This window comes from Mesorhizobium sp. 113-3-9 (assembly GCF_016756515.1).
Taxonomy (GTDB): Bacteria; Pseudomonadota; Alphaproteobacteria; order Rhizobiales; family Rhizobiaceae; genus Mesorhizobium.
Genome location: NZ_AP023246.1, coordinates 5,979,621 through 5,996,314, shown reverse-complemented (window position 1 = coordinate 5,996,314; position 16,694 = coordinate 5,979,621). Strand labels below are relative to the sequence as shown.

The 16,694-nt window shown below is 63.5% G+C and carries 14 protein-coding genes; 4 read left to right on the top strand and 10 right to left on the bottom strand.

Annotated features, from left to right (window positions below; all coding sequences use genetic code 11):
• Positions 1 to 86: 86 nt before the first annotated feature.
• From MesoLj_RS29320 to MesoLj_RS29275, 10 genes are all read right to left on the bottom strand, one after another.
• Positions 87 to 1,442: a glutamine synthetase family protein gene (locus tag MesoLj_RS29320; protein WP_202323464.1), complete on the bottom strand. Its 1,356-nt coding sequence runs from the start codon at positions 1,440 to 1,442 to the stop codon at positions 87 to 89.
• A 523-nt stretch (positions 1,443 to 1,965) separates the two neighbouring features.
• Complete coding sequence (locus MesoLj_RS29315; protein ID WP_202323463.1) at positions 1,966 to 2,664, bottom strand: GntR family transcriptional regulator; 699 nt, start codon at positions 2,662 to 2,664, stop codon at positions 1,966 to 1,968.
• Positions 2,665 to 2,822: 158 nt separating this feature from the next.
• Complete coding sequence (locus MesoLj_RS29310; RefSeq protein WP_244735192.1) at positions 2,823 to 3,608, bottom strand: ABC transporter ATP-binding protein; 786 nt, start codon at positions 3,606 to 3,608, stop codon at positions 2,823 to 2,825.
• Position 3,609: 1 nt separating this feature from the next.
• Positions 3,610 to 4,413: an ABC transporter permease gene (locus MesoLj_RS29305; protein ID WP_140769217.1), complete on the bottom strand. Its 804-nt coding sequence runs from the start codon at positions 4,411 to 4,413 to the stop codon at positions 3,610 to 3,612.
• Positions 4,414 to 4,448: 35 nt separating this feature from the next.
• Positions 4,449 to 5,852 (bottom strand): histidinol dehydrogenase, encoded by a 1,404-nt coding sequence (gene hisD / locus MesoLj_RS29300; RefSeq protein WP_202323462.1) that lies wholly within the window; start codon positions 5,850 to 5,852, stop codon positions 4,449 to 4,451.
• A gap of 30 nt (positions 5,853 to 5,882) precedes the next feature.
• A complete protein-coding gene (locus tag MesoLj_RS29295) occupies positions 5,883 to 6,623 on the bottom strand; it encodes an SDR family NAD(P)-dependent oxidoreductase (RefSeq protein WP_202323461.1) in 741 nt (246 codons plus the stop codon).
• A gap of 22 nt (positions 6,624 to 6,645) precedes the next feature.
• The gene (locus MesoLj_RS29290; protein WP_202323460.1) at positions 6,646 to 7,359 is read right to left on the bottom strand and encodes an SDR family NAD(P)-dependent oxidoreductase; all 714 of its coding nucleotides are present in this window, start codon (positions 7,357 to 7,359) and stop codon (positions 6,646 to 6,648) included.
• Complete coding sequence (locus tag MesoLj_RS29285; RefSeq protein ID WP_202323459.1) at positions 7,356 to 8,240, bottom strand: polysaccharide deacetylase family protein; 885 nt, start codon at positions 8,238 to 8,240, stop codon at positions 7,356 to 7,358. Before MesoLj_RS29285 ends, MesoLj_RS29290 begins: the two co-directional genes overlap by 4 nt.
• A gap of 64 nt (positions 8,241 to 8,304) precedes the next feature.
• Entirely contained in the window at positions 8,305 to 9,303 is a 999-nt protein-coding gene (locus MesoLj_RS29280) for an ABC transporter substrate-binding protein (protein ID WP_202323458.1), read from the bottom strand.
• Between the two features lie 41 nt (positions 9,304 to 9,344).
• Positions 9,345 to 11,450, bottom strand: a complete 2,106-nt coding sequence (locus tag MesoLj_RS29275) for a N,N-dimethylformamidase beta subunit family domain-containing protein (RefSeq protein ID WP_202323457.1) — start codon at positions 11,448 to 11,450, stop codon at positions 9,345 to 9,347.
• A 143-nt stretch (positions 11,451 to 11,593) separates the two neighbouring features.
• On the opposite strand from MesoLj_RS29275, the gene MesoLj_RS29270 reads away from it, so the two are divergent.
• The 4 genes from MesoLj_RS29270 to MesoLj_RS29255 all read left to right on the top strand — a co-directional run bounded on the left by MesoLj_RS29270 (position 11,594) and on the right by MesoLj_RS29255 (position 16,692).
• Positions 11,594 to 12,415, top strand: coding sequence for a LuxR C-terminal-related transcriptional regulator (locus tag MesoLj_RS29270; RefSeq protein WP_244735191.1), 822 nt, complete (start codon positions 11,594 to 11,596; stop codon positions 12,413 to 12,415).
• Positions 12,416 to 12,645: 230 nt separating this feature from the next.
• Complete coding sequence (gene ftsZ, locus MesoLj_RS29265) at positions 12,646 to 13,677, top strand: cell division protein FtsZ (protein WP_202323456.1); 1,032 nt, start codon at positions 12,646 to 12,648, stop codon at positions 13,675 to 13,677.
• A gap of 205 nt (positions 13,678 to 13,882) precedes the next feature.
• On the top strand, positions 13,883 to 15,268 hold the full coding sequence (locus tag MesoLj_RS29260; RefSeq protein ID WP_244735190.1) for an SWIM zinc finger family protein: 1,386 nt from the start codon (positions 13,883 to 13,885) through the stop codon (positions 15,266 to 15,268).
• Positions 15,265 to 16,692, top strand: a complete 1,428-nt coding sequence (locus MesoLj_RS29255; RefSeq protein WP_202323454.1) for a DUF5691 domain-containing protein — start codon at positions 15,265 to 15,267, stop codon at positions 16,690 to 16,692. The genes MesoLj_RS29260 and MesoLj_RS29255 overlap by 4 nt, the downstream gene beginning before the upstream one ends.
• Positions 16,693 to 16,694: the final 2 nt, after the last annotated feature.

Sequence of the window (16,694 nt, the reverse complement as noted above, 5' to 3'; positions counted from 1 at the left end):
GCCCGATTGGCACCTGCGCCGCAAGCCCCTTGCGTCACACTGCCGCTCGAAGGGTCGTCCGCGCCGATGCCGATGGTCAGTTGCGTCTAAACGCTTTCGAGATAGGTCTCGATCTCGAAGTCGCTGACATTGAGGGCAAAGGTGTTCAACTCCTGGCGTTTGCACGCGACGAAGGAGTCGCGCAGGATCGACGGGAAGATTTCCGCCACATGCGTTCCGCTTTCGAAGGTGGCGATCGCGGAGGCCCAGTCCGGCGGCAGCTTGGCTGGTGCTGCGCCTTGTCCGTCGTTCCCGGTCGGCTCGCCCGGCGACATCTGTCTTTCGATGCCGATCAGGGCCGCGCCCAATATCGCGGCAAGCACCAGATAGGGATTGGCGTCCGCTCCCGACACGCGATGCTCGATGCGGCGCGCCCCGGTCGGGCCGCCGGGAATGCGGATCGCGACCATGCGGTTCTCGTAGCCCCAGGCGACCGCGGTCGGTGCATAAGAGCGTGGGCGAAGCCTGCGATAGGAATTGAAGTGCGGCGCGAACACCAAAGTGCTCTCGGCCATCGCCGCCAGCAGCCCGCCGACCGCGTGGCGCATGGTGTCGGAACCCTGATCGGTGCCGTCGTCGAACACGTTGAGGCCTTCGGCGTCGACCAGGCTGAAATGGACGTGAAAGCCGTTGCCGGCCCGATCGCCATAGGGTTTTGCCATGAAGCAAGCGGCAAAGCCGTGCTTGCGGGCAATGCCCTTCACCGTGCGCTTGAACAGCACGGCGTCGTCGGCGGCCCGCAAGGCATCGGCGACATGGTTGAGGTTGATCTCGAACTGGCCGACGCCGTTTTCAGCAATCGCCGTGTCGACGGGAATGCCTTGCGCCCGGCAGGCCTCGTAGACGTCGTGGATGAAGGCTTCGAAGTCGTCGATCTCGTCGATCGACAATGCCGCATCGGAATCGAGACGCCGTCCGGTGACCGGCGAGACAGGTCCGACCGGCCGCTGCGACTGCGGATCGACCAGATAGAATTCAAGTTCCGTCGCCGCGACCGGGGTCAGGCCAAGCGCCTTGTAGCGGTCGAGGATACGGGCCAGCGCTCGCCGGGGATCACCGAGATAGGGCGCGCCGCTCTCGTCGGCGAGCCAGAGCGGGACAAGCGCCGTCGGATGCGCGGTCCAATCCACTGGCAGGATGCCGCGTCCCGTCCATTGGCAAAGGCCGTCGGCATCGCCGGTCGAGAAAACCAGTGTGTTGCCTTCGATATCTTCGCCCCAGATGTCGAGCCCGATCAGCGAGTAGGGCATGCGCAGCTTGCCTTCCAGCGCCTTGCGGGCCTGCTCGACGGGTATGCGTTTTCCCCGCATGACGCCGTTGAGGTCGCACACCGCCGCCCTCAGGCTCTGGATGTCGTTTCTGCTTTCAAGCCAGCTCAGAACGTCCGCAATTGCATCGCTCAATTTAAAACCTCTGGTTTTCGAAGGTGCCCCAAGCCGTGCCGGCTGCGCTATCCCTGGTAAAAATGCTTGTGAGTTTTCGGAAAAAATATCCGGCCGCTGCCGAGTATTTTTCCTTATTTTTTCAATTCACTAGCTGGGATGTCGGGAGGCATTTCAAAACCAATTGCGCGATCTGCGATCGCAACATAGAGGCAAGAGGGTGGAAAGCCAAGGGGCTTTTGATTGATCGCGTTGCCTCCTAGCGATTGGCGTAAACATCCACCGCTTCGTCATCCACGGGCGGAGCAAGGAGCGTAGCGACGCAGCGCAGACCCGAGGATCCATGCCGGGACTTCTGAGCGCTGCCACGGTTCAGAATTCTGCTCCGCTGCGCCCTTCGGCAAAGGTCACGGAATGGATCCTATGGTCTGCGCCGCGTCGCTGCGCTCCTTGCTCCGCCATAGGATGACGAAGTTGGGAGGCTTCAGCCAATCTCCAAGATCCGCGACGGTCCGCTGAAGGAACGTAGCCGCAGATCCCAATCCTAGCTTCTCACGTCCGGAAATCTGGCCTGCCGCAGGATGTGCGCGGCGCCTTCGTCGATGTCGCGCACGATGGCCGTGCGGGCGCGCGCCGCGTCCTGGGCTTCGATCGCCGCGACGACTTCCTCGTGATAGTCGATGTCGAGGATCAGGGAGAGATCGTCCTCGAACCCCATGGCGAGATTCCTGAGGAAGGGGCCGACCTGCATCCACACGGTCTCGACCAGGAAGATCAGCTGCTCGTTGCCGCAATGACGATAGATCGAGAATTTGAAAGCGTAGTTCTTCCTGAGATAGTCACCGATATCGCCCTTGCGCGCCGCCAGGGTCAATTCCGTGCAATGGCGGCGGATCGTCCTCAGATTGTTGCCGTTGATAAGCTTTGTCGCGAGCTCCGTCGCAGAGCCTTCGAGGATTGTGCGCACGGCGGTCAACTGCGAGAACCGGTCGGCGGAGATCACCGGCACCTCGACGCTGCCGTTCGGCATCGGGCTCAGCGCCCGCAGCGCCTGCAGCCGCATGAAAGCGCTGCGCACCGGCATGTCGCTGGTGCCGAGTTCCTTGGCGAGCTTGCGCGAGGTCAGCTTCTGCCCGGGCGTGAACTGACCGGACATCAGGGCCCGCACAAGCTCCAGATAGACCTTCTCATGCAGGGGTACGGTGTCGACCGCGCTCAACCCGAATTGTGTTCTGTCGGCCATTGGCGGGGGCGCTACTTCATTCGTTCTGAAATCTACCCTAACGGCAACAGCCGCAGACAATCCGATCGGGCCGGGCATGGCGGGACGCCGAAGCCGGCAATTTATCGGCGCATAGTAGACGCCTCAATCGTTGCGCGGCAACCCGTGTAGCATGACGTTCAATCGAACTCGGCGCGGCGGGTCTCTTCGCGAATGGATTTGAGCACTTGCGCCTGAAGTTCGAGGACGTCGCGGTCATGCTGAATACCGGTCGGTCTCGGCCTGACGGAAGGCACAGTGATGCACTCCTTGATGCGACCAGGGTTGAGGCCCATGACGAAGATGCGATCGGACAGATAGACGGCCTCCTCGACATCGTGGGTGACGAAGATCACGGTCAGGCGATGCTCCTGCCAGATCTGCATCAGCAATTCCTGCATCTGGCCACGGGTGAGCGCGTCGAGCGCGCCGAAAGGCTCGTCCATCAGAAGCATCTTCGGCCGGTAGGAGAGGGCGCGCGCAATGGCGACCCTTTGCTTCATGCCGCCGGAAAGCTGGCTCGGAAAGCTGTCGGCAAAGCGCGAAAGCTTCACCAGGTCGAGATGCTGGCGCGCCACCTCGGGGATGTCCTTGGCATCATGCCCAGTCTCGCGCAGCGCGAACTCGACATTCTGCAGTGCCGTCAGCCATGGCAGCAAGGTGTAGGACTGGAAGACGACGCCACGGTCGCGGCCCGGCCCGTTGATCGGGCTGCCGTCGACCAGCATCTCGCCTTGTTCATAGTCCTGCAGGCCGGCGATGATCGACAGCAGCGTGCTCTTGCCGCAACCCGACGCGCCGACCAGCGAAACGAACTCGTTGTCACCGACTTCGAGGTTGATGTCGTCAAGCACCTTGATCGTCGAACGTCCGTTCGTGAACGACTTTTGCAGATGCGAGATCTTCAGCTTGGGATGCGCCTGCATGTCAGGACTTCCTCTCATATTTGAAGAAATGCCGACCGAGGAAACGCATGATCTGGTCCGTCGCCAGGCCCAGTATGCCGAGCACCAGAATGTATCCGATCGCCATGTCGGTCTGCAGGTAGCGCTGGGCAACCGTGATCCGGTAGCCGAGCCCCGAATTGGCGGCGACCAGTTCGGCCAGCGTTACCCAGGTCCATGCCCAGCCCAGCGAAATGCGCAGCGTGTCCCAGATCTGCGGCATCGCCGAGGGCACGACAATGCGCATCAGCACACGCAGATCGCTCATTCCCAGTGTCCGCCCGAAGCCGATGAAGTCTGTGGGAACGCGCTTGATGTTGTCCTTGAACATCAGCGCCTGCTGGAAATAGGTGCCGATCCAGATGATCAGGAACTTCTGGATGTCGCCGGTGCCGCTCCACAGGATGGTCAGCGGCACGAACGCCACGACCGGCATGTAGCGGACAAAGTCGAGGAACGGTTCGATCGCCGCCTCCCAGAAGCGGTAGGCGCCGATCAGGATGGCCGTCGCCAGCGCCATCACCGAGGCAATGAGGAAGCCGATCATGATGCGGTAGACGCTGTTGCCGACATCGCTGGCCAGCGTTCCATCGGCGGCCAGCTTTCCAAGCTTGGCAACGACGGCGGCGGGCGAGGGCAGGAAGATCGGCTTCGCCACGCCAAGTCCGGTCGCCAGGAACCACGCCGCGATGAAGAGCAGGAAGGCGCAGACGGCAATGAAGAGATAGGTCGAGCCGGAAATCTCCGCCGCCATGCTCAGCAACGGTTTGCGCTGGGGGCGTTGCATGGTCTGCTTCGGGACGGCTGTGTCGGTCTGTAGGGTCATCGTGATCTCGCTAGAGCAATTCCAGGAAAAGTGTGAAACGGTTTTCCGTCCGGAGTTGCGTCAAAACAAAGAGGGCTGCTGTTCGACAGGATGCGGTCGCGGATCTCCGAGACCGAATTCGCATGCGCCATGAAGCCCTCATATTGGGCGAAGGTGCGCGCCGCCGGAGCCAGCCTTTGATAGGCCGCCTGGGACAAATAGGCGATCGACGAGCGCTTCATGAAATCGAAGACGGCGAGCGGCGAGGCGGTGTTGGCGCGCCCGCCCGTGGGCAGGACGTGGCTCGGTCCAAGCACGAAGTTTGCGATCGGAATTGCCGAATGCGGACCGAGCAGGATCTCACCGGCGTTCCGGATCCTCGGCAGCAGCTCGAAGGCCGATGTCGACAGCACGGCCAGATGCTCGGCCGCGTAGTCGTTGATGAAGTCGAAAGCCGCTTCGATCGAAGGCGCCAGCACGATGCCGCCATTCCTGCCGTTCAGCACGGTGCGGGAAAAATCGGCGCGGTACTCTCCCATTGCCTCCCAGAACTGCGGCACCGCGGCGGCGATGGCTTCCGCCAGGGCGCGATCGGTCGTCACGACAAAGGCGGATGAGTCAGGGCCATGCTCCGATTCAACCGTCAGCTCCAATGCGGCAAGTGCCGCTGGAACCGAGCTGTCGGCATAGACCAGCAACTCGCTCGGACCGGCCGGGCTGCCCGGATCGATCCGGTTCGACAGAAGCTGGCGTGCCGCGCTGACCCATGGACTGCCGGGGCCGACGATCTTGGCGCATTTCGGCACGGTCTCGGTGCCATAGGCAACCGCCGCCACCGCCTGGGCGCCGCCGCAGAGATAGATGTCCTCGATGCCGATCAAGGAGGCGATGAAGCGCGTGGCGGCGTCGGCCGAACCATCCGGCCCGGGCGGCGTCAGGATGACCACCCTAGGCACGCCGGCTACCTTGGCCGGTACGGCGGTCATGATCGCGCTCGACGGAAAGAAACCCTTGCCGCGCGGCACGTAGCAGGCGACGGAATCGATCGACGTCCAGCGGTCGCCGATCAGCGCGCCTTCGGTTTCCTCGCTCAGCCAGAGATTGTCGGGCATTTGCGCCTCATGGAAGCGCCTCACCTGCGCCACCGAGAGCCGGATCGCCGCGACGATCTCGGGATCGAGTTCCTTCTCGGCGCCGGCGATCTGGCTCGCGGACACTTTCAGCGTCGTGCGGTCCAGCGTCACGCCGTCAAACTTGGCGGCGAGCTCGATCAGGGCATCGTCACCCCTGGTCCTGACGGCGGCGATGATCGGCTCGACCTTGCTGATCGTGTCGGTGAGATCGGCCTCGGTCCGCTCGAGCAGGCGTGTGCGCGCCTCTGAGGACATGTTGGCCAGGTCGTGGATTGCTACAGGTGACATTCTATTTCCTTCGTGCTGTCGAAACGCCCCTCACGGGGCGACGCGCGCGGCCAGCCAGCCGCCGTCGATGTTCAGGATATGGCCGGTGATGAACTGGGCGTCAGGGCCGCACAGGAACAGGATGCCGCCGGCGACATCCTCGGCCGTGCCGACGCGCCGGATCGGCGTGGTTTCTATCATGGCGCGCCGGTACCAGGCGTCCGAAGCGATGCGCTCGGCGACGATCGGCGTGTTGATGACGCCGGGCGCCACGGCGTTGACGCGGATCCCGTCGGCCGACAGGTCGGCGGACAGCTGCCTCGTCAGTTGCGAAAGCGCGCCCTTGGACGCGGCATAGGGAGCGGTGTTGGGAAATCCGATCTCGCCGAACACCGAGCAGACATTGACGATGCAGCCGCCCGGCCTCGCCAGATGCGGGAGCATGTCGCGTGTCAGCCGCATCGCCGCGCGCACGTTGATGCCCATGACATGGTCGATCAATGCGTCGCTGCTGTCGGCAAGCGCCTTCGGCCCGGCGACACCGGCATTGTTGATCAGCATGTCGACGGTTCCGAACCGCGCCTTGGCGGTTGCCACGATGCGCGCCGGGGCATCGTCCTCGGCGAGATCGATCATCAGTTTCGGTTCCGCGCAATCCGCCAGATAGTCCGCGTTCCAGTCGACCGAAAGCACATCCGCGCCTTCGGCCTGCAGGCGCCTGGCGGTGGCCATGCCGATGCCGTTGCCGGCGCCGGTCACCACGGCGGTCTTTCCCTGAAATCGCCTTTCCATTGCCAGTCCTTCCCAGGCGGATCTAGATCGTCTGCCCGCCGTCGATCGTGAATTCGGAGCCGGTGATGTATTCGCTGCCGGGCGACGCCAGGAACGCGACGAGATGCGCGATTTCCTCTGGCTTCGCCAACCGGTTGAGCGGCACCGAGGCAGCCATCCTGGTCAGGTTTTCGGCCGTGTTCTCGCCAAGCATCGGCGTGTCGACAAGGCCCGGATGCACCGCGTTGACGCGGATGTTGCGGCCGGCAAGTTCGCGCGCCGCGACCTTGGTCATGCCGCGGATCGCCCATTTCGATGTCGAATAGGCGAAGGCGCCGCTGAACCCCCTCAACCCGCCCGTCGAGCAGACATTGACGATCGAACCGCCCTGTGCCGGCATCAGCGCCGCGGCGGCGCGCATGCCGAGGAACGTGCCAAGCTGATTGACGTCGGTAACGGCCTGGAAACCGGCGACGCTTTCTTCCAGGAACGGCACCGGATTGAAGATGGCGGCATTGTTGACCAGCGCATCGAGATGACCGAACCGCTCGGAAACCATGTCGGAAATGGCAGTCCAATCGGCTTCATCAGCGACATCGAAGGAGGCCGACAGGATCTGGCCGGCACCAGTGGCCTGTTCGCTCACGCCGGTGAACGACCGGTCGAGCGCGATCACGGTCGCGCCTGACGAGGCGAACAGCGTCGCGATCGCCGCGCCGATCCCGCCGGCGGCCCCTGTCACGATTGCCGTTTTCATCTGGTCAGCCTGTTGTCGCCGGCATCCACGGGCAGGGAAGGCGAACGCCCCTTGCGCCAGTGCCGCACATAATCCTGGCAAGTCGTGAAGCCGGCGCGCTCATGCGAGGCGACATGGCGGATGAATTCTTCCAGCATCAGCAGCCTGTGGCCACGTCCCATGATCTGCGGGTGCATGGTCACCACCATCACGCCGCTGCCGATCCGCTGGTAGAGGAAGTCGAACTCGGCCTTCCAGATCTCAAGCGCCGTCGACGGCGCGCGGCCGCCTGGCAGATAGCCCTTGTCGGTCGCCAGGAATTCGAATTGTGGGAAATCGTCGAGATGCCAGGCGACAGGCATTTCGACGAGCTCGACCGGCAGGCCGAAGCGGAATTCTTCCGTGGTCGACCACGCGTCACCGATCCGGCACCAGTACGGTTCGTGATCGTTGCCCATCATCGAGCTCTCGTATTCGAAACCGAATTCGAGCAGCAGTTCGACGGTGGACGGGCTATTGTCCCAGGCCGGCGACCGGTAGCCGGAGGGCCTGACGCCGGCGACCTTGTCCAGTGCTTCCAGGCCTCTCAGCAGGACGGTGCGCTCTTCCTCGCGCGTCAGCAGCACGGGGTTCTCATGGACCCAGCCATGATGGCCGATCTCGTGGCCGCCATCGCGGAAGGCGCGCACCACCGGCGGGAAGGCCAGCGCCGAATGGCCAGGCACGAAGAAGGTTGCCGGAATGCCGGCCTGCTCCAGCACGTTGAGGATGCGGCGCGCGCCGATCGGATCGAACTCGCCGCGCGAGAGCATGCTCGGTGACGTCGCCCGATGGCTGCCGATCCATGTCGAATAGCCATCGAAATCGAACGTCAAGGCCACTTGAACGGCGGTGCTGGTCATGTCTGGATTTCTTCCCGCCATTGACAGGCGAGCCGCATTGGCTCGCCCGCCGGTCTGGCAACGCTTACTTCGAATGCGCCACGGTCGAGTCGATGGCTGCGTCGTAGGCGATATCCTTGTCGATCAGCTTGGCGGCGATCGCCGCCTTGACGATGCCGGGATAGGTGTCGGACTTGAACACGCCGTTCAGTGCCTTCTGGCTTTCGCTGACCGAATAATACGACACGCCGTCGAAGGCCGTCGCGAGGTCCGCCGGCTCGGCGCCGACGCCCTTGGCGATGATCGCACGGCCTTCCTCGGTGTGGGCACGGTAATATTCGAGCGCCTGGTCCCAGCTCTTCAGCATGGCCTGCACCTGGCCCGGCTTCTTCTTCAGCGTCTCCTCCGGCACGGAAAGCACGTCGCTGATCAATCCCGGCGCCTCGCCGGCCTCGGCCAGCACCTTGATGTTCTTGTCGGCGCCGATGGCGGCCGAAATATACGGTTCATAGGTCACGGCCGCCGGCACGGTGCCGGAAATGATAGCCGTGCCGGCGCTGGCGGCCGGCATAGGCAGGACGTTGACGTCGTCGATGGTCATGCCGTTCTTCTGCAGCACATAGTTCAGCAGCAGATCGCTGGTCGAGCCGCGCTCGAAGGCAACCTGCTTGCCCTTGAGATCGGCCACGGTCTTGATGTCGCTGTTGACCAGGATGGCATCGGCCTTTGTGCTGGCATCGAGAAGCAGCACGCCCTTGATCGGAATGCCGGCCTGCACCTTGGCCAGCAGTTGCTGAATGGACTCATTGTCGCCGTCGACCTGTCCGGCGGCAACAGCCGCGCCCATGTCCTTGTCTTCGACGAAATTGGTCAGCTCGACGCCTTCCAGCCCGTTGGCTTTGAAGAAGCCCTTTTCCTGGGCGATGTACCACATGCCGTAGCCGAGCCAGGGCGATATTGCGAGCTTGAACACGCCCGGTTCGACCGGCAGGTCCTGTGCCTTTGCCGTTTGCGTCGCGAACGGCATTGCGGTGGCGAGTGCCAACAGGGCGGCCGCCCCGATGAAGTGTTTTCTCAATCCCATGATCCTGGTCCTTGTTCCCAAAGTGTGATGTTGAACTGTCGCTATGCCGTCGAACCCGATCGGGCGGCGGGTTGGTCCCCGCTCTGTTGCCGTCGATCCGGGTTTGTCCGGCTCTTTGCCGCCGCCAGATGCGTCAGCAAATTCTTTGTGATCCTGCCGACGTCGTTCATGGCATCGCCGGTCGGCAACGCGCCGCACCAGGCGACCGAACTCGCGCAAAAGATCAGACCGCCCGAAGGCAGATGGCGCAACGTCATCTCCGCGCAGCGCCGCGATGCTCGTTCGTCCGCGCCGCCCTCGTACCAGCGTGTCGCGTCATGGACGAAGCTGTCCGGAAAGCCGGTTGCGCGCGCAATGACTGTCGTATCGGGAGAGGTGCCGAGATGCGGATCGGTGGCATCGACCTCGTAGCCGGCCGCGCCGCCAAGCACGATGCCTTCGTCGCCGAAGGTCTCGTTGGTGACGCCCTCGAACAGCCATGCGGCTGAAGGGTGATGGCTGTCCGGCGTGCGCGTGAAAGGCCGTGCACCATCGAAACCCATCAGCGAGATGGCGACGCCTGTCAGCGAGAATTCGCCGCGCCCGCTGGCGCGCAGATGGCCGCCCGGCTGGTTGGTGATCGAAAGCGATTGTTCGGCGATCGGGCCATCCCATGTGCGGCCCGCCTCGAGCGGCGAACGGCGCAGCTCCATCAGATCGTCCTGGAAGGCCACCTTGCCGGCAAAACCATTGCCGCCGAGATAGGCGATGGCGCCGCCCGTCGCGGCGAACTGGCGCAGCCCGTGCTCCATCTCGACGGACATGTATTCGGGATGGCTGCCGGTGATGACCGCCTCATAGCCCTGCAAACCCCCAACGCCCCGCTCATGCAGGTCGCGATCGGTGATGAGATCGAAGGCGATGCCGTTATTGTGGCAGAAGCGCAGAAAATGCAGGTCGACCGGCAGATTGTGCGGGCAGCCGCATAGCGGGTAATTGTAGTCGTCGCGTAGCGTCGCCTTCGGCTTTTTGTAGGAAGCGATCGACACGCCGCTGAGGTCGCTGTGATAGTCGTAGAGCGACTTCAGATTGTTATCGATCGCGAAGCGATGGCCACGATCCTCGCACATCCATTCGTAAAGATGCGCCGGCAGGAATTCATCCGCATAGGCGAGATAGGTGGCCGTCGGCACCAGGAACAGCAGCGGCGCACGGCGCACGGACGAGGTGATGAAGAAGACGATGCGCTCCGCGCCTTCGTCATGGCCGACCTCGAAGGCATAGACGCCCGCGGGAGCCTCGTCGGGAACATGCAGATGGTACGAGGCCGGCCACTGCAATGCGCCCATGTCGTCGTCATGGCAATGCACCGCGTCGTAATGCGACGGCACCAGCCGGGGGTCGAAACTTGATCCATCCCAGCGCCGCGAGGTCATGCAGAATGCCGGCTGGTTGACGGTTTCCAGCAAGAGGACGCTGTCTCCGCCGGCCGAGGCGATCGGGCCGCTCGGCAGCAAGGTAGGGAACGTCCAGGCAATGTGTCCGGTCGCAGTCTGCAGCGCGATCGCCGAGAACTTGGCATTCAGCGTTTTGACATCGTTCGCCGCACCGGCGCCGAAGACCATGTCGCCGGTGGGAGACCAGGGCCGATCGAATTGACGATGCAGGCGATAGGGCGACAAGAGGTCGTCCGAGCCGATCTTCAGGATCGTCGCGTTGCCATCGGACGAAATCTCGACCGTCAGCCAGGTGTTTGCCGGCAAGGCCTCGCCGACTTCCTGCGGCTTGCCGTCATAGGTTGATGTCAGGCGTCCGTCCTGCAACCCAAGGCGCAGATTTCCGCATTCGAAGAGCACGCGGGCGCCGTCATTTCGGGTCAAATACACTTCGAAGGCGACGCCGCTGATCTCGGTGGCCTTGGCCAGTTCCGTTGCCGCGATCCTAGGGAAGGACCCATGGTCGAAGTCGCGATGCGACGCGGCACTGCCTGTCGGTTCGGCACGCCAGTCCATGAACTCGGCCGTGGGCGTATCGAGCCGCACGATCCGCACGTCGCGCACCGGCCGGGACGAGGAGACATGAAGCGCCACGGGCGCTCCGGCCGCTATATGCCAGGGAACCGTATAGCCCGAAACGGCCATGGCGCCATGATCGACGGGGCGTTTCATCGCGGCAAAGATCCGCGCCGCGACCCCGGCCTGTGCGCTCTCTTGAATGGCATGCTGGACAATTCTCTCGTACCCCTGTTTTTTTTGATTTACACTACGAGCATCGTTTCTTGGGGGTATATACCCCCATTGGGGTATGATTGGTGACAAAGTCCATCTTTGAAGGCCTGGCGCTGGCCATCGATGCGATCGGCAAGCGCGAGTTCTATCCGGCTGTTACCGAGTATCTGCGGCGCTGCCTGAGCTACGACAATGTCATCGTCATCGTTTTCTCGGGTACCGCTGTGCCCAACGTGCTCTACAAGAAGATCTATGGTCCCGATGTGTTTCGCTATCTCGCCGAACAATATCTGCCGGCCGCCTATCTGCTTGATCCGATCTATCATTTTCACCTGAGGCGTGGCGCGCCTGGGCTCTATCGTCTTCTCGACGTGGCGCCTGACCAGTTTCGCCGCAGCCGCTATTTCAAGTGGTATTACGGCCGGATCGGCATCACCGACGAAATATCGGTCGTGCTGCCGATCGGCGAGAATGCCACCATCACCATTTCGATGGGCAAGGACGGTTCTTCCGGCCAGGCTTTCGCGGCCAAGGCCGAGGACTGCCTGCGCGCGCATGAGCCGGCGATCATGTCGCTGCTGCGTGCGCATTGGGTTGCGTCCGAAGCCCCGCCCGCGGTCGCTCCGCGCCCGATGTCGATCACCGACAGCCTGATCGCGGCGATGCGCACGCATCACAATGTGCTGTTGAGCAAGCGCCAGGCCGAAGTGGCGCTCCTCATTTTGCAGGGGCACTCCTCGCCATCGATCGGTTTGAACCTCGGCGTCAGCCCGCAGACGGTGAAGGTTTTCCGCAAGCAGCTCTACAACAAATGCAGCCTGTCATCGCAGGCGGAGCTGTTCGCGCTGATGATGCCGATCCTGGAGCGGGCGACCAGTCAGGTTCCGGAGCGCAAGGCGTCCTGAAGAAGGCCGGATCACGGGTCGATCGCCTGGGATCGGACAGCCGGTCGCACGAGGTCGGCCCCTTCATCACAAATCTTGAGCTTGCCCGCACTTGCACGTCCGGCCTCTCTCTGGCTTTTTGGGGCACCCATCCGAACGGACTGATTCGCGTCATGCCGCTCGATTGCAATGTCTTGCAGGCAATCCGCGGGTGGGTCGTGAAGCGCGCAATTGGCGAAGGAGAAGCAGGCATGGCCGAGTTCAAGAAGCCGGAAATCTCCGAGATGAGACCCAAGATCACCGTTATCGGCGTCGGCGGCGGCGGTGGCAACGCCATCAACAACATGATCGCGGAACAGCTTCAGGGAACCGAATTCATCGCCGCCAACACTGACGCCCAGGCGCTGACCATGTCGAAGGCGACGCGGCTGATCCAGCTTGGCGCGCATGTCACCGAAGGCCTTGGCGCCGGCTCGCTGCCCGAGATCGGCCGCGCCGCGGCCGAGGAATCGCTCGACGAGATCATGGATCATCTGGCCGGCACGCATATGTGTTTCGTCACCGCCGGCATGGGCGGCGGCACCGGCACCGGCGCCGCCCCGGTCATCGCGCAGGCGGCGCGCAAGGCCGGCATATTGACCGTCGGCGTCGTCACCAAGCCCTTCACCTTCGAGGGCCGGCGCCGCATGCAGATGGCCGAGGAGGGCATCGAGCGGCTGCGCGAAGCCGCCGACACGGTGATCGTCATCCCCAACCAGAACCTGTTCCGCATCGCCGACGCCAAGACCACCTTCGCCGACGCCTTCGTGATTGCCGACCGGGTGCTTTATTCCGGCGTCAGCTGCATCACCGACCTCATCGTCAAGGAAGGCCTGATCAATCTCGACTTCGCCGACGTCAAATCGGTCATGCGCGGCATGGGCCGCGCCATGATGGGAACCGGCGAGGCGTCAGGCGAAAGCCGGGCGATGAAGGCGGCCGAAGCCGCGATCGCCAACCCGCTGCTCGACGAAGTGTCGATGAAGGGCGCCAAGGGCGTGCTGGTGTCGATATCGGGCGGCCGCGACATGACCCTGTTCGAGGTCGACGAGGCCGCCACCCGCATCCGCGAAGAGGTCTATGAGGACGCCGACATCATCGTCGGCGCCATCTTCGACAAGAGCATGGAAGGCCGCTTCAGGGTTTCGGTGGTGGCAACCGGTCTCGATAGGGCGATCGCCGATGCCGATGCCGGTGTCGCGCATGACCGCGCTGTCCAGTCGCCATTGCGGACGCTGCAATAAGCCATATCCGCCGCACAAGCATTCTGTCGGCAGACAGCGCTGAAAAGCAGCTGTCTGCCTGCGGGCCAGATCGGTCGGCGCAACTGTTGCAGTCGGCTGTATCGACTTCTATCCCTCTGCTGCTACAAGAATCCGTCACATCAGGCCATCTATACTGGCAGTGGGCGTTCGTTCGAGCGACGAGAGGCGCGGCTTGGAATTTGACTTGAAAACCATCGAAGCGCTCGCGCCCGACCAGGCGTCGCTGAGCTCCGCTTCCAAGTTGACCAAGCAATCGAACTGGCCCCGCCTCGAAAAGAACGAGCAGCAGGCGCTTATCTGGGGCGAATGCCAGGGCTCCGGCTCCAACCCCTATCGCGTCGTCGTGGACACCGGCGACCACGGCTACAAATGCACCTGTCCGTCACGAAAATTCCCCTGCAAGCACACTCTGGCGCTGATGTGGATCGCCGCCACCACGCCAGCGAGTTTCACCGCCGCGGGCTCGACGCCGGAATGGGTGAATGACTGGCTCGGCCGGCGCCGGAAAACCACCTCGCAGCCGGCTGCACCAGCGCCCGGTGCGGTGGGCAAGAGCATCGGCGAGGCCTCGCTTGACGACGAAAGCGTTGCTGTCGAGGATCCAGCCGCGATCGAACGCCGCGAGGCCGCGCAGCGCAAGCGGGCCGAAGATACGCGGTCCTCGGTCTCGGCGGCTTTGGACGAGCTCGATCAATGGATATCGGATCAATTGCGGCTCGGGCTTGCTGGCTTTGTCGACAACAGCAGCGATCGCTGCCGCCGGATTGCCGCACGGCTGGTCGACATGAAGGCGACGGCACTTGCCGGCCGCATCGACGAGATTCCGTCACGGCTGATGGGTCTGCGCAGCGAGGAACGCCCGGACGCGACGATCCGCGAACTCGGCAAGCTCGTGCTGCTGGCCAAGGCCTGGCGCTCCACACCCGATGACGCCGAGCTGCGGCGACTGGTATCGACTTCGGAAAGCCGCGATCAGGTGCTCGCCAATCCCGAGGCGATCCATATCGAAAGCATCTGGGAGGTGCTGGGCGAAAAGATCGAGACGCGCCGTGACGGCCTTGTCAGCCATTCTACCTGGCTGCTCGACCTGAAGAGCGCCGCCCCGCAATTTGCTCTCCTGCTCGACTATTTCCCGGCCTCTGCCGGTCGCCGGTCCAACGCCTTCACGCCGGGCGATCGCTTCGACGCGAGGCTGGTCTTTTATCCCGCGCGCCAGCCGTTGCGGGCGCTGGTGGTGGAGCGCAAGGGTGATGTCTCGTCAGGGCAATGGCCGGATTTCGGCTTTGACGCAGCCGATCCGCTCGCGGCCCATGTCGTTCACCAGGACATGGCTCCCTGGCTCACCGATTGCCCCATCATGCTGCCGCCCGGCGCGATCCTGCTCGACGATCGGGGCGATGCCTGGTGGCAATCCGCTGACGATCCGCACGGCATCGCCTTGCCGATCGCAGATACCGTCAATCCCACGCTGCTTGGTCTCGACCTCGCGGCAACGGCAGCGCTTTGGAGCGGCAGCCGGCTTCATCTGCTGGCGGCGCAGAGCGGGTTCGGGAGGCTTGACCTGTCGTGAACGAGATCGAGCAGACGGGCCTTGCGACCATGCGCGATTGCTGGATCACCGGCGGAACCAGCTTTGAGTTGGCTCCAGCCACATGGAAGGAGTTCGCCGCTGGCGCCAGCCCCGACGAGCGTGAGCGCCGGTTGCTGGCGATCGCCGCGCAAGCCCTCGAAATCGCCTTGCGGCCGGCAGCACCAAAGACGCTGAAGCGTCGCCCGCCGCTGCCCGAGCTTGCTTTGCCGATGCTGCCGGAGCGGCTGCGGCCGCTGTTGCGGGCGGCGCTGAAACAGGCCGCCGACGCAAGGGGCAAGTCGCGCGTGGTTGCCCTTGTCGCCAGCCGCGGCTTCGTGCTGCATCCGATGGACTGGATGCCGGCCGCGTCGGATCAGACCAGTCCGGATGTCTATGCGCCATGGATCGACTGGCAGGCTGGTGTCGACGGCGAAAAACACACGAGACGTGAGCAACTGACGGCGCAGAATTGGGACGAGTTCTATCCCGCTGCACGCCGCAATGCGCTGGCCGACATGCGCCGCACCGCGCCGGCGGTGGCGCGGCAGCTGATCGAGGCCAAGGGATCAAGCGAACCAGCCGAGATCAGGCTTGCGCTGATCGCGCTCATGCATTTCGGCCTGGGGCCTGATGACGTGCCCTTCCTGAAAAGCCTGTCCGCCGATCGTTTCGGCAAGGTGCGCGAATTGGCGGGCCGGCTGCTGGCGCGGTTGGGCGAGCACGGCCAGCCAGGCGATAGCGGGCCGGAAGATCCGATATCCGAACTCGCCGCCTTCATCACGGAAGGCAAATCCGGCTTCATCCGCCGCCGCACCACCTACGCGCCGGCCAAGCTGAAATCTCCGGCGCAGGAAAGGCGCCGCGCCGAACTCTTCGAAACCTGCAATTTGGTCGACCTTGCCGCGCGTTTTGGCGTGTCCGAGGCTGATTTCATCGGCGCATGGCAGTTCGGCGCCGACAACAATGTCGATATCCTTGTCGCCCGGATGGTCGCCGCGTCCGGCAGTGACGTGGCGGTGATGCACATGGCCGACACGCTGGTCGCTGAAGGCGGCAAACCGACGCTTTTCGTCCTGCATTTGATGCCGCGCCTGGACAGTCGCCGGCAGCGTGTCCTGGTCAGGCTGATCCTGAAGGACACGCAGTATCTTGGCGCGCTCAGTCTGGCGGATGGGGTCGAGGCAGGCTGGCTGGACTGGGCCGACCTGACCAACGGCAAGACGCTGCCGGCGCTGCGTGCCGCCGTCGCGGGAAACGATGATGCCGTGAAGCGAAGCGTCGACCAGATTCTGGAAACGCTGGGCTTTCTTGCCACCGCCGCGGCGGCGGAAAAATTGATCGGCGATGTCGTCGCGGCCGGCATGGCGCCGGCAGCACCCTCGCTTGGTCTTCTGCGCCTCAACGCGTCCCTTACCGGGCCTTGAAC